Consider the following 13344-nt stretch of genomic DNA (forward strand, 5'->3'; position numbering starts at 1 on the left):
TCTTATTCATTCGTCTCATCCACTTGCTCCCATGGCATACAGCGCTTCTGCAGCACGTTCACCAGCAGAATAAGAAGCAGACTGATGATGGAGATCAGGAAGATGACAGCGAACATCTTGTCATAAGCAAATGATTTCTTTACCCGGGTCATATAGACACCGAGGCCGGCAAACCCGCCGAGCCATTCCGCCAGCACTGCCCCTACCACAGCATAGGCCACAGTGATCCGCAGCCCTGAGAAGAAGTGCGGCAACGCTTCCGGAAACTTCACATGTCGGAAGATCTGCCAGCGGCTGGCACCCATTGACCGCATCAGGTTAATGGCATCTCCGTCTGCGGAACGGAATCCATCCAACACCCCCACCGCAATCGGGAAAAAGGTGATCAGAACGATCAGCACCACCTTCGGCATCATGTTGTAACCAAACCATAGCACCAGCAGAGGTGCGATGGCCACCGCCGGAATGGTCTGGGTCAATACCACCAAAGGATAGAAGGCTTTGTAGGCCCAGTCCCACCGATCCATAAGACAGGCAGAGCAATATCCCAGGCCAACTCCCACCAGTGTGCCGATAAGTGTCTCCAGCAATGTCACCTTCAGATGGGACATCAGCAGCGGAAAGTCGCCCACAAAAGCGTCCACCGTCTGCGCGGGAGATGGCAGCATATAAGACGGAACTATCTGAAGGACAGACAGACACTGCCACAGGAGCAGCAATGCGGCCACCGACAAAAGCGGGTAGACCTTACTCGTGATACTTGCCGATCTTCTTTTCAATGGAAAGTACCTCGCCTTCTGGCTTATAGCTGATCTTGACATAAGAGGCTACCGAGGGTGTTCCTGCCTTGATGGCGATCTTCTGACATTCTTTCACAATATCCATCAGCTCATCATACGGTCCCTCGATGGTAGTTTCAAATGGACCTACGTAGTAGGTATACCCTTGGGCAGCGATGTAATCGATGACCTCATCTACGATGCGACAAAGCTCATCGTCATTAGGTGCCTCCGGCAATACCTGAATCGCAACACTTGCTTCCATAAAAAAAACTCCTTTCTGACAGGAGGGGGTGCGATGCTTCATCATCAAAAAACTTATAGCTTCCCTACGGCAGAATTATCTGCATCAGGTCATAAGGGTCTCTCCGCATAATCGCGGAGATTCTCAGCGAAAGCTCCCCCAGCTTCGATAATATTTTACATCCCTACTATATAACTCTGTGGATGTTTTGTCAAGGCGCGATCTCTTTCTGACTGTTTACACAAAAAAAGTCAGCGGCTGCCGAATATACATTACAGCAGCCGCCGCTTCTAAATGGTGCTCAGACTCGGAATTGAACCAAGGACACGGGGATTTTCAGTCCCCTGCTCTACCTACTGAGCTATCTGAGCACATACGTATGAAATTGGTGGGCCACCAGGGACTTGAACCCGGGACCTGCCGGTTATGAGCCGGATGCTCTGACCAACTGAGCTAGTGGCCCACATTGCACTATGGTCGGGGTGGCAGGATTTGAACCCGCGACCCACTGGTCCCAAACCAGTTGCGCTACCAAACTGCGCTACACCCCGGTATTCCCAGCACCCTGGCCTACAAATTGACAAATGGCAGGGGCAGAAGGATTCGAACCCTCGACACGCGGTTTTGGAGACCGCTGCTCTACCAACTGAGCTATACCCCTAAATATGGCGGAGAAGGCGAGATTCGAACTCGCGCGGCCCTAAACGAACCCTAACGGTTTAGCAAACCGTCCTCTTCAGCCACTTGAGTACTTCTCCGTACAGATCCCATGGCGTTGTTTCCGAATCCCTATGTGGCGGAGAGGGTGGGATTCGAACCCACGGTTCTTACGAACACCGGTTTTCAAGACCGGCACCATCAACCACTCGGACACCTCTCCATGATAGCGGTGATTCGTAAAAAAATGGTGACCCATCGGAGATTCGAACTCCGGACACCTTGATTAAAAGTCAAGTGCTCTGCCACCTGAGCTAATGGGTCAGATTTGGCTGGGGTAGCAGGGATCGAACCTACGCATAAGGGAGTCAAAGTCCCTTGCCTTACCACTTGGCTATACCCCACTATCCAATGTTGAAAAAAATTGGTGAGCCCGCAGAGATTCGAACTCTGGACACACGGCTTAGAAGGCCGTTGCTCTATCCAGCTGAGCTACGAGCCCACACTCGTGGAGCGGATGATGAGAATCGAACTCACGCCATCAGCTTGGAAGGCTGAGGTTCTACCATTGAACTACATCCGCATAAAATGGAGCGGAAGACGAGATTCGAACTCGCGACCCTCGCCTTGGCAAGGCGATGCTCTACCCCTGAGCCACTTCCGCATATTTGGTCGAGGGAGATGGATTCGAACCATCGTAGGCGTAGCCAACGGATTTACAGTCCGCCCCCTTTAGCCACTCGGGCATCCCTCGATATTATTGGATAATGTAGAGTATCAGACTCTACTCCAACTATTCAATTGTCATGGAGCTGGCGGAGGGAATCGAACCCCCAACCTGCTGATTACAAATCAGCTGCTCTACCGTTGAGCCACGCCAGCGGGTTGGCGACCAAGACGAGGCTCGAACTCGTGACCTCCAGCGTGACAGGCTGGCATTCTAACCAACTGAACTACTTGGCCATATGTCTGCGCCATGTTTGTCATTTTCTCGGCACAGTTAGTAACTATACAGTAAAAACTGCGTTTTGTCAACGGCTTTTTGAAAACTTTTTTGAAAAATTTTCGGTTCGTTGTCATATAGTCGTTAAAATGCCCTATTCTATTCTTGGTACCAGCACATCGCGCCTACACTCTCCCATTAGCTGTACAGCCCCTGCCGTCACTCCGTCCAGTTCTTCTCTGATGGCCTTTGCATCATCAGGGTCACAGACAAGATCGAAACAGACTACATCCGTATACTGGATATTCTCGATCCTCACATCTGCTCCACTCGTCCCCGCACCAAACACATGGCTCTGAACCTTGTTAAAGGCTTTGTAATCGATTTTGAATGAGAAAACGGCCATTTCCTCAACATCACCAATTCCGGCGGCGAGAACGCCGATTTTGGCGCTGCTGGTATAGGCTCTCACAAGGCCCCCCGTCCCTAGTTTGATCCCGCCAAAATAACGGGTCACCATCAGGGCAACATTGGTCAGTCCTTCTGCCGCCAGATACTGGACCATGGGAGCCCCGGAAGTTCCCTGGGGTTCTCCATCATCACTGGCCCACTGGATCTGGGCTTTGTCGCCCAGCACCAGCGCAGGCACATTGTGGGTGGCATCGCGGTAGGTCTTGCGAATCTCCTCAAAAAACAGATCTGCCTCTTCTCTCGTCTCCACAGGTCGGACATGGGTGATGAACCGGGATCGTTCGATAGTCTGTTCCGCCTCCCCCGGCCCCGTTACCGTGCTGTATCGTCTCATTCCTCTACCTCGTATTCCTTCAGCCTTCCCTGATCCTCTCCCGACACTTCTGCCTTGAGAAACGTTCCCTCCGCCCGGTACTCGGTATCCAGTACCCGGGCTTTCTCGTTCAGGTACGCTACCACACTCCCTTTGTCATAGGGAATCAGGTAAGAGCAGACACTGGTCGCAAAGACCCGGTCGATGATCACCGCCAGCAGTTCGTCCATTCCCTCCCCGGTCCTGGCAGACACAAAGCAATTGGTGGTGCCGGGGGATGGCACCTGCATCTGCGGGGCGATGTCGATCTTGTTGAAGACCATCACCTTCTCCTTGCCGCCTGCGCCGATCTCTCCAAGGACCTTGTTGGTAACCGCGATCTGCATGTCATTATCCTGAAAAGAAGCATCCACTACGTGGAGCAGCAGGTCCGCCTCGGTGACTTCCTCCAGCGTTGCCTTGAATGCGTCCACCAGCGAGTGAGGCAACCGGCTCACAAAACCGACCGTATCCACCAGAATGAACTCGTGGTTTGCATCAGGACGGATGCTCCTCTGCTGTGTATCCAGCGTGGCAAAGAGCATGTCCTTCTCTCGTACTGTCTTTTCTTCCTTGTCTACCTGGGAAAGGAAGCGGTTCATCAGAGCGGATTTCCCGGAATTGGTGTACCCTACCAGGGCAACCACGGGGATCCCGGAGCGCGTACGCCTGGAGCGCTGCACCCGACGGTTTTTCTTGACCTTGGCCAGTTCTGCGCGGATATCATCCATCCTTCGTTCGATATGCCGACGGTCTGTCTCCAGTTTCTTCTCTCCCGGGCCGCGGGTTCCGATGCCGCCGCCCAGCCGGGACAAAGCCTTCCCCATGCCGGTGAGTCTGGGCATCCGATATGCAAGCTGTGCCAGCTCCACCTGTAGTTTGCCTTCGGCAGTCTCTGCTCTGGCAGCAAATATATCCAGGATCAGGATCGTTCGGTCAATTACCTTGACCCCGAAGGCTTCCTCCAGGTTCCGCAGCTGCATACCTGTCAACTCGTCGTTGAAGATCACCAGATCGGCTTCCATACTGTCGACCAGTTCTGTGATCTCCTCTACCTTGCCCTTTCCGATCAGCGTAGCCGTATTGGGCCTGGGAAGTGACTGGATAGTCTCGCCGATCACTTCAACACAAGCAGCCCCGGCTAACCCCCGGAGCTCCTCCATGGAATAAGTGATGTCCTCAGAAAGAGCGAGCCCTACCAGGATCGCTCTTGGACGCTCTTCTTCCAGTACCTGATTGTCCTCTGAAAAACGCAGCATTCTCTACTCTACCCGATCATCAGATGTCGATCTTGTTGATCTCACCGCGCAGAAATTCGTTGGTGATCTTGATCCGTGTGCCTTTCATGCCAAGGGACCTCGACTCGATCACTCCGGCACTTTCCAGCTTACGCAGCGCATTGACGATCACGGAACGGGTGATGCCGGACTTGTCGGCGATCTTGCTGGCCACCAGCAGCCCCTCGTCCCCTTCCAGTTCCGCAAAGATCTTGGTGACCGCATCCAGCTCCGAGAAGGAAAGCGTCTCCAGCGCCATGCTGACAGCGTTCCGTTCCCGGCTGTCTGCTTCCTCCTCCAGTGTCTTCCCTTTGGCCACTTCCAGGCCAATGACAGTAGCACCGTATTCACAGATGGCGATGTCCTCATCATCGTAGGCATGGTCCGGACGTGCCAGCAGCAGCGTTGCCATGCGTTTTCCACCGAAGATGATCGGCACGATCACATGGTATTTGCTGGCAAGTTCGTAGTTGTCGCCGTAGACTTCCTTGATACTGTCGTAGATCAGGTTGGCCCTGGTCTCTCTCATTTCCAGGAAACGATCGTTGTACAGACTCGGCAGTCTCACCTTCCCGTTATCGTCCAGTTCCAACGGGGCTTCCTCGCCGGGGCTGTACTTCGCTGCCAGAAGCTTTCCGGACTTGCTGAGAATGTAGACATTCGATTCCAGCATCTCGCTGATAATCACACAAAGCTCGTCGAAAGATACCAACCCAGTCGTGCTCTCCGACAAAGTGAGATTCAGCCTTCTGATCCTTTCTAATATTTTCTTGCTCATGAAAACCTTCTTTCTTTGCTATAGAATATACTTATCCACGTCATCTCTGCGGATCGTATCTTCAAACTTGTCTCGTACAAAGTCCCGGTCTATGACGATCTTTCCATCCTCTCCTTCCGGGATCTCGAAGGAAATATCCTCCAACAGCATTTCCAGGATGGTATGGAGCCTTCTGGCACCGATATTCTCCGTCTGTTCATTCATCAGGAAAGACATCTCCGCGATCTCATCGATGGCATCCTCTGTGAATTCCAGATCCAGTCCCTCGGTGGATAGGAGCGCCTTATGTTGTTTGGTGATGGCATTCTCCGGCACCGTCAGGATCTTCACAAAAGCGTCCTTGTCGAGATTCTCTAGTTCCACCCGGATAGGGAAGCGTCCCTGTAACTCAGGGATCAGATCTGTCGGTTTAGCCGTATGGAACGCTCCTGCCCCGATGAACAGAATGTGATCCGTCTTCAGTGGACCGTACTTGGTGTTCACCACGCTGCCTTCCACGATGGGAAGGATGTCCCGCTGCACGCCCTCTCTGGACACATCTGCGCCGGAGGTATACCGACTTCCTGAAGCGATCTTGTCAATCTCATCGATAAAGATGATTCCGTTCTGTTCCGCGTTCTCCACCGCCTCGTCCGTCACCTGATCCATATCCAACAGGTTCTGAGCCTCCTGCTCCCGCAAGATCTTCCGCGCGTCCTTCACTCGCATGTTCTTCCTGCGAGTTTTCTTGGGCATCATGTCCCCAAAGATGTTTCCGATGGCAATGCTCATCCCCTGTTCACTCATATCCAGCTGATTGCCTCTGGGAGCTTCTTCGACCTCAATTTCCACGAACTGATCCTCCAGAAGTCCCTTCCGAAGCTGGTCGCGCACCTGGTCTCTGGCCATCTCCACATCAGTGGATTCCGGAGTGTTTGCCGCTTCCTCCTGTTTTCTGGCCTGTTCCTGCTCGTAGAGCTGCTTCTGACTGGGGTACCCACCGGAATTCAGAATGGAATCAAAGATATTCCCCACCGGCTTCTGGGTCGGCTTCTGCTTGTGCTTCCCCGGAATCATGGCCTCGACGATCTTGTCCTCTGCCATGCGATCTGCGATGTCATACTTCTCCTTTAGTTTCTCTGCCTTGGTGATACGGATGGATGCCTCTGCCAGATCACGGATCATAGAATCCACGTCACGTCCCACATAACCCACTTCCGTGAACTTCGTAGCCTCGACCTTCACAAAAGGAGCTTTCATGAGTTTGGCAAGTCTCCTTGCGATCTCTGTTTTACCACAACCGGTAGGTCCCATCATGAGGATGTTCTTCGGGGTAATCTCCTCCCGCATCTCCTCCGGCAACAGGCTTCTTCTGTATCTGTTACGCAGGGCGATGGCGACGGATTTCTTGGCCTCGTCCTGGCCGATGATGTACTTGTCCAGTTCTGCGACGATCTCCTTCGGCGTCATACTCTGAATCTTAGGCATCCTGCTCACCTCCCAGTTTCTCCACAGTGATGTGGTCGTTGGTGTACACGCAGATCGACGAGGCAATGCGCAGGGATTCCCTGACGATGTCCTCCGCTGCCATATCCGTGTGGTTGAACAAAGCATTCGCAGCGGAATAGGCATAATTGCCGCCGCTTCCGATGGCGACAAAATCCTGATCCGGAGCAATCACCTCGCCGTTTCCGGAGATGATCAGCATCTCATCCCTGTCTACAACGATCATCAGCGCTTCCAGACTACGCATACCCTGATCGGATCGCCAGAGCTGCGCAAGGTCCACAGCGGCCCGCTTCAGGTTGCCACCGTGCTCCTCCAGTTTCTTCTCGAACTTCTCTGTCAACGAGAAGGCATCAGCTACAGACCCGGCAAAGCCTGTCAACACCTTCCCTTTGAATATCTTCTTGACCTTGACCGCCCCATTCTTCATGATGGCAGTCTCTCCCATCGTCACCTGTCCGTCGCCACCGATGGCAACGTCCTCAGGTCCGCGGCGAACCGCACAGATGGTGGTCGCATGCAGTTGAATCATTGGTATTCTCCTCCTTATCTACCTCTATCAGTCGTCCTGTGTTGTTCTTTCTTTATAGTTACACTCTGCATTCCCACAGACAAGGGTGATGCCGCTGCGGGTCCTTCTCTCCGTGAGATACTCCCCGCATTTTGGACACTTCCTGTCTACCGGCTTATTCCAATATACCTTTGTGCAATCGGGATACCCGCTGCACCCATAGAATAACTTGCCCCGGCGACTGCGTTTCTCTACGATATCCTTGCCGCAATCCGGACACTTCACCCCGATGCTCTTCACAATGGGCTCTGTGGTCTTACACTCCGGATAGCCGCTGCAGGCGATGAATTCTCCAAAACGTCCGCTCTTGATCACCATGGGCTTGCCGCATACAGGGCAGTTCTTGCCTGCAGGCCGGTCCTCCACAACGATCTTCTCGATGTCTTCGTCTGCTTTCTTCAGTTCCTTCTCGAAGGGACCGTAGAAATCACGGATGATCGACTTCCACTCGATCCCATTGAATTCCACCTCATCCAGCTGGTCCTCCATCCTGGCCGTGAAATCCACATCCACGATGTTGCGGAAGTACTTCTCCATGAGTTCTGTCACCGTAAATCCCAGATCCGTTGGAACCAGTGATTTCTTTTCTTTCTTAACATACTTGCGATCCGTCAGTGTACCAACGATCGGTGCGTAGGTACTCGGTCTGCCGATGTTCTTCTCCTCAAGTTCCTTCACCAGACTGGCCTCGGTGAAACGCGGCGGCGGAGTGGTGAAATTCTGTTCGTGCTTCAGTTCCTTCAGAACGAGAGTCTCTCCTGCCTCAAGCGGTGGGAGCACGGTGTCCTTGTCCTTGTCATTACTGTACTTGTAGACCATCTGGTAGCCTGGAAAGAGGAGTTTTCGTCCGGTCGCCCGCAGATCATAAGCGCCATTTCCGATCTCGACCTGCATACTATCGTACTTGGCCGGCGCCATCTGGCTGGCCATAAATCTGGTCCAGATAAGCTTGTAAAGCCGGAACTGGTCGCGGTCCAGCTTGTCCTCGATCATCTCCGGAACCAGCTCTATATTCGCCGGACGGATCGCCTCGTGGGCATCCTGGATCTCTTTCTTCCGGTTGGAGAACACGTTGTTTGCGTGGTACTCCTTCCCGTAATTCTCTGTGATATAGGTTTCTGCTGCGGCTCTGGCCTCCGCAGAAACGCGTACCGAATCCGTTCTCAGGTAGGTGATCAGACCGGTGGTGCCGCCTTTCCGACCCAGATCCAGCCCCTCGTATAGTTGCTGGGCTACCCGCATGGTCTTACGGGTATTGAAATTCAGCCTGGAGGAGGCCTCCTGCTGCAGACTGCTTGTGGTGAATGGCGCATATGGCCGTTTGGAGCGTGGCTTCTCGGTCACACTCTTCACAACGTATTCGCCTTTCGCAAGGTCATCGAGAACCCTCTCACAGCTCGCCTGATCAGGAATCCTGAGTTTCTCCCCTTCCTTGCCGATGAGCTTGGCGTTGAAAGTTTTCCGTTCCTTGGTAAAATCTGCGGATATGTTCCAGTACTCTTCTGGCACAAAACTCTGGATCTCCCTCTCCCTGTCACAGATGATCTTCAGAGCCGCCGACTGCACTCTGCCTGCAGACAATCCTCGGCGGATTTTCCGCCAGAGAAGTGGACTGATCTGGTATCCCACCAGTCTGTCCAGTACACGTCTCGCCTGTTGCGCATCCACCAACTCCTGGTCGATCTTGCGGGGGTGCTTGATTGCTTCCTTGATCTTGGCTTTTGTGATCTCATTGAATTCGATCCGGCACTCCTCCTGGGGATCAATTCCCAGAAGAAAGGCAAGATGCCAGGAAATGGCCTCGCCTTCCCGGTCCGGGTCGGTTGCCAGGTAGACACGGGATGCCTTCTTGGCTTCCTTCTTGAGTTCCTTGATGATGTCGCCCTTCCCGCGGATGGAAATATAGTCAGGTTCGAAATCGTTTCCGATATCAATGCCAAGTTTACTCTTGGGAAGATCCCTGACATGCCCCACAGATGCCACGACCTTATATGTTGAACCGAGATACCTGCCGATGGTCTTTGCCTTGGATGGCGACTCGACGATCACCAGTTTCTTTTTCGTAGTTGCCATAATTTACCTCTATTACAGTTATTCGTTATAATTTTTCCACAATTCAGACGTTGTGTCAACATCTATTTTACTAATGTACACTTCGTCCATGGATGTGACGACCAGTCCCTTGATCTCCAGGAGCGTGACCAGTCCGTTCACCATCTGCGGTGCCAACAGGGTTTCCGCATACAGTCGGTTCATGGTGACCGACCCATATCGGGCGACGATCCCGTAGACGGTCTTCTCGTCCTCTCCCAGCAAAGGTAGGACAGTTTCCACATTCACCGGATCCAGACTCATGTCCCGGAGCACTTGCCCTGGATCTGTGAGCAGGATCGCCCCCTCCTGGATCAGCTTATTACATCCCATACTGTTTTCGCTGAGTATGCTTCCGGGGACAGCATAGACCTCCTTGTTCTGCTCCAGTGCATGTTCCGCAGTGATCAACGCCCCGGACCTGCCGCTTGCTTCTGTAATCACCACTGCCTCGCTAATGCCGCTGATGATACGATTTCTCTGCGGGAACTGCCACTGGACCGGTGGTACCCCATCCGGATATTCAGAGAGAATCAGCCCCTTCTCCAGGATCTCCCTGTACAGCGGTCTGTTGCTCCTGGGGTAGCAGACATCCACCCCACATCCCAGAACAGCGATGGTCTTGCCACCGATCGAAAGTGCGCTCCGATGGGCGACTGCATCGATCCCTCTGGCCATGCCGCTGACCACCGTTAACCCTGCCCTGGCTGCGGCAGAGGCGATGCGCTTCGTGATCTCCACCCCGTATGGTGTACATTTTCGGCTTCCGCAGATTGCGATACACCTGCTCTCCAGAAGAGACAATTCTCCGCTATAATATAACTGTTCCGGCTTATTGTCAAATGGAAGAAGCGAAATCGGGTACTGCGGATCGCCAATTCTGATCATCTCACTCATGGTGTCCCTCCCTGTTATCCCGAAAACCGATGGCTTCCGCAAGATGACCGAAGGCGATGTCCTCTGCTCCATCCAGATCCGCAATGGTTCTGGCCACCTTCTGTACCTTCAGGAGGGTACGCGGATTCAGTCCCAGTGTCCGATACGCCTGCTGCAGAAAGGAACTGCACTCCTTGTCCAATCGTATATAGCGGCCGCACTGACGTGGAGACATCTGACTGTTTACCCGGATCTCTTCATCTCTAAATCTTTTCTCCTGCATTCTTCTGGCCTGTATGACCATCTCTCTCATTTCTGCCGTAGAGGTGTTCTCTCCCCTGGTCAACGCCTCGTATCCCACAGGCTTGAGCCACAGGTGTATGTCGATCCTATCCATGATCGGGCCGGAGATCCTGGACTGATAGCGTCGCACCTCTGTCTCTGTGCAGACACATTCATGTTCCGGATCACCATAATATCCGCATTTACATGGGTTGGTGGCCGCCACCAGAAGGAAGTCCGCCGGATAGGTGAAACTGTCAGCCATCCTTGTGATCTCAATCTCCCTGGTTTCCAAAGGCTGCCGCAGGAGATCGATAGTCCCCCGGTCAAACTCGCAGAACTCATCCAGAAACAGCACACCTCGGTTCGCCAGAGTAATCTCTCCCGGTTTTGGGTACCCCCCTCCACCGATCAGTGCCGTCCTTGTGATCCCGTGATACGGCATACGAAAGGGACGCTGATCGATGTAGGGAAGACTGTCGCTCAACAAACCTGCCGCAGAATAGATCCTTGTTACCTCCATGATCTCCTCATAGGTCATTGCAGGCATGATCCCAGGGATCCTTTCTGCCAGCATGCTCTTGCCTGTGGAGGGACTTCCATACATGAGGATACCGTGATTTCCGGCTACCGCCACCATGATAGCACGCTTCGCCTGTTCACAGCCTCTGACCTCTGCGAAATCCAGAAGCGTATCTGTGCTGGTGCATCCCTGATCCCTCACCTCTATAGGATCCACCTTAGGAAGACGTGGACCTGTGCCACAGTGCCTTACCACAGACAGGAGATCCCTTGCTGCATAGATCTGCAGGTCCTTCAACAAAGAGGCCTCTCTTCTGTTCTCTTCCGGGACCACCACGCGCCGGATCCCACACTCCCGCATAGCCATCAGCGCAGGAAGCACACCGTTGACCCGGCGGATCCCCCCGTCCAGAGAAAGTTCCCCTACAAACGCGTACTCCGCCAGCTCCTCCGGCACCAGCTGACCAGAGGCGGCCAGAATTCCCATCGCCATAGGAAGATCCAGTATCGTTCCCCTCTTCCGAAAGTCCGCGGGCGACATATTGACGGTGAGCCGGCCCAGGGGATATTCCAACCCTGAGGACCGAATGGCAGCCCGAATCCTTTCCTTTGATTCCTTCACACCTGCATCCGCCAGACCCACGATGGTGAAGTGCGGCATTCCCTTGGTAACATCCGTCTCTACCACGATAGGAATCGCTTCGATCCCCTGCAGCGCCGCAGTATTGATCTTCGATAACATGCTTATCCCCCCTCTCAAAAAGCGTCCTCAATGATGTCTACCGTAACCTCCACTACCATGAACTGGCAGTTGGTCTCTCTCTGTCCGGTATGGCTCAAATACCACTGCGCACAGCGCCGGATCCTTGCCTGCTTCTCTCTGTTCACCGCTTCCCTGGGAAGGCCCAGCCTGCTATCCATCCTGGTCTTTACTTCCACAAAATAAATCACTCCCGCTCTGGAACAGATCACATCGATCTCCCCAAAACGGCAGTGATAGTTCTTCTCGAGAATAGAGAACCCCCTGCTGTATAAAATCTGTACAGCCAGGTGTTCACCTCCCGCTCCCAATAATTTTCTGTCGACCATAGGTGATTCCTTTCCTATCCCTATGTTGCCGACGCCCCTGGTACTAAAATATAATCTTTACCATACCATGTCAAGCCTAATATAGAACAAATTTCTCGATCGCCTTGGCTACACCATCCTCGTCGTTGGTATCCGTGATGTAGTTGGCCGCTGACTTGATGCCCATCACCGCATTCCCCATGGCGACCCCCACTTCCGCCAGACGAATCATGGCCAGATCGTTGATGCTGTCGCCACAGGCCATCAGTTCAGATCTGCCTATACCAAGGCGCCGCATCAGCATGACCAGTGCATCGGCCTTGCTGGTGGTGGGCCCGCCAATCTCAAAATTGTTGGAAAACGAAGAAACAAGTGTAATGTTATGGATCTCCTCCAGTCTCTTGAACATGGCGTCCTGATCCGCCTTATGGCGGAAGATCAGGCTGATGTTCTCCATCTTATCCCGGTGGGCTCGCATGAAGTCCAGAAGCCCGTTCACGGGGTTCCTGGTGGAAAGGACATAATCCTGGGTTCGGTAATCCGACCCATTCCGTTCCATGTCCCGGTATTCTCTCTCTTCCATATATGCCTTTCCATCCACAAAAGCATCCACGGAGAATCCGTCGTTGCCAAACTTGTCCTCTATGACAGAAAGTACCTGATCAACCGCTGTAGGTTCCAGACGATTCTCGTAGATATGCTCTCCGGTGGCCAGTTCCGTAACGGTTGCTCCATTGGAGGTGATCACATACTCCAGTCCGACGATATCAAACATCTCCTCCGGCAGCGAATGCCAGACCCGCCCGGTGGAGATCACAATGTGGACGCCCTGTTCCATGGCCTTCCGAAAGGCCTCTTTGGTGCGCGGGGAGAAGTGTCTGTCGGAGGTCAGCGCGGTTCCGTCCAGATCCAGCGCAACCATCTTGATGCCCTTGCCAGTTCTCATAT

The 13344-nt window shown here is 53.3% G+C and carries 12 protein-coding genes, 14 tRNA genes and 1 riboswitch; all 26 genes read right to left on the minus strand.

Annotated features, from left to right (window positions below; translation table 11 throughout):
* Positions 1-2: 2 nt before the first annotated feature.
* A complete protein-coding gene (locus P156_RS0103190; protein ID WP_027868912.1) occupies positions 3-779 on the minus strand; it encodes an ABC transporter permease in 777 nt (258 codons plus the stop codon).
* Complete coding sequence (locus tag P156_RS0103195) at positions 748-1044, minus strand: thiamine-binding protein (RefSeq protein ID WP_027868913.1); 297 nt, start codon at positions 1042-1044, stop codon at positions 748-750. The genes P156_RS0103190 and P156_RS0103195 overlap by 32 nt, the downstream gene beginning before the upstream one ends.
* Before the next feature lie 44 nt (positions 1045-1088).
* Positions 1089-1194, minus strand: a riboswitch (TPP riboswitch).
* Between the two features lie 124 nt (positions 1195-1318).
* A tRNA-Phe gene (locus P156_RS0103200) sits at positions 1319-1394 on the minus strand.
* 15 nt (positions 1395-1409) lie between these two features.
* Positions 1410-1486: transfer RNA gene (locus P156_RS0103205), tRNA-Ile, on the minus strand.
* An 11-nt stretch (positions 1487-1497) separates the two neighbouring features.
* Positions 1498-1574, minus strand: a tRNA-Pro gene (locus tag P156_RS0103210).
* Positions 1575-1608: 34 nt separating this feature from the next.
* A tRNA-Trp gene (locus P156_RS0103215) sits at positions 1609-1684 on the minus strand.
* Between the two features lie 5 nt (positions 1685-1689).
* A tRNA-Ser gene (locus P156_RS0103220) sits at positions 1690-1781 on the minus strand.
* A gap of 36 nt (positions 1782-1817) precedes the next feature.
* Positions 1818-1903 (minus strand) — tRNA-Ser (locus P156_RS0103225).
* A gap of 25 nt (positions 1904-1928) precedes the next feature.
* A tRNA-Lys gene (locus P156_RS0103230) sits at positions 1929-2004 on the minus strand.
* Positions 2005-2009: 5 nt separating this feature from the next.
* Positions 2010-2084 (minus strand) — tRNA-Gln (locus P156_RS0103235).
* 21 nt (positions 2085-2105) lie between these two features.
* Positions 2106-2182, minus strand: a tRNA-Arg gene (locus P156_RS0103240).
* A 7-nt stretch (positions 2183-2189) separates the two neighbouring features.
* Positions 2190-2263 (minus strand) — tRNA-Gly (locus tag P156_RS0103245).
* Positions 2264-2269: 6 nt separating this feature from the next.
* A tRNA-Gly gene (locus tag P156_RS0103250) sits at positions 2270-2344 on the minus strand.
* A gap of 5 nt (positions 2345-2349) precedes the next feature.
* Positions 2350-2434: transfer RNA gene (locus P156_RS0103255), tRNA-Tyr, on the minus strand.
* 53 nt (positions 2435-2487) lie between these two features.
* Positions 2488-2562, minus strand: a tRNA-Thr gene (locus P156_RS0103260).
* Positions 2563-2566: 4 nt separating this feature from the next.
* A tRNA-Asp gene (locus P156_RS0103265) sits at positions 2567-2643 on the minus strand.
* Between the two features lie 134 nt (positions 2644-2777).
* Positions 2778-3428: a YigZ family protein gene (locus P156_RS11360; RefSeq protein ID WP_051600565.1), complete on the minus strand. Its 651-nt coding sequence runs from the start codon at positions 3426-3428 to the stop codon at positions 2778-2780.
* Positions 3425-4705 carry a GTPase HflX gene (gene hflX / locus P156_RS0103275; RefSeq protein WP_051600566.1) on the minus strand — a complete coding sequence of 427 codons (1281 nt, stop codon included), beginning with the start codon at positions 4703-4705 and terminating at the stop codon, positions 3425-3427. The genes P156_RS11360 and hflX overlap by 4 nt, the downstream gene beginning before the upstream one ends.
* Before the next feature lie 19 nt (positions 4706-4724).
* Positions 4725-5501, minus strand: a complete 777-nt coding sequence (gene codY / locus P156_RS0103280; protein WP_027868915.1) for a GTP-sensing pleiotropic transcriptional regulator CodY — start codon at positions 5499-5501, stop codon at positions 4725-4727.
* 18 nt (positions 5502-5519) lie between these two features.
* Positions 5520-6959, minus strand: a complete 1440-nt coding sequence (gene hslU / locus P156_RS0103285; RefSeq protein ID WP_369770556.1) for an ATP-dependent protease ATPase subunit HslU — start codon at positions 6957-6959, stop codon at positions 5520-5522.
* Between the two features lies 1 nt (position 6960).
* Positions 6961-7518 (minus strand): ATP-dependent protease subunit HslV, encoded by a 558-nt coding sequence (hslV, locus tag P156_RS0103290; protein WP_027868917.1) that lies wholly within the window; start codon positions 7516-7518, stop codon positions 6961-6963.
* Positions 7519-7545: 27 nt separating this feature from the next.
* Positions 7546-9630, minus strand: coding sequence for a type I DNA topoisomerase (gene topA, locus P156_RS0103295; RefSeq protein WP_034802148.1), 2085 nt, complete (start codon positions 9628-9630; stop codon positions 7546-7548).
* Positions 9631-9648: 18 nt separating this feature from the next.
* On the minus strand, positions 9649-10545 hold the full coding sequence (gene dprA / locus P156_RS11365; protein WP_051600568.1) for a DNA-processing protein DprA: 897 nt from the start codon (positions 10543-10545) through the stop codon (positions 9649-9651).
* Entirely contained in the window at positions 10538-12070 is a 1533-nt protein-coding gene (locus P156_RS0103305; protein ID WP_027868919.1) for a YifB family Mg chelatase-like AAA ATPase, read from the minus strand. Before P156_RS0103305 ends, dprA begins: the two co-directional genes overlap by 8 nt.
* Before the next feature lie 14 nt (positions 12071-12084).
* A complete protein-coding gene (locus P156_RS0103310) occupies positions 12085-12417 on the minus strand; it encodes a YraN family protein (protein WP_027868920.1) in 333 nt (110 codons plus the stop codon).
* Positions 12418-12493: 76 nt separating this feature from the next.
* Complete coding sequence (locus P156_RS0103315) at positions 12494-13342, minus strand: Cof-type HAD-IIB family hydrolase (protein WP_027868921.1); 849 nt, start codon at positions 13340-13342, stop codon at positions 12494-12496.
* Between the last annotated feature and the right edge of the window lie 2 nt (positions 13343-13344).

It is taken from the genome of Eubacterium sp. AB3007 (assembly GCF_000688015.1).
In the GTDB taxonomy this organism is placed as follows: Bacteria; Bacillota; Clostridia; order Peptostreptococcales; family Anaerovoracaceae; genus Aminicella.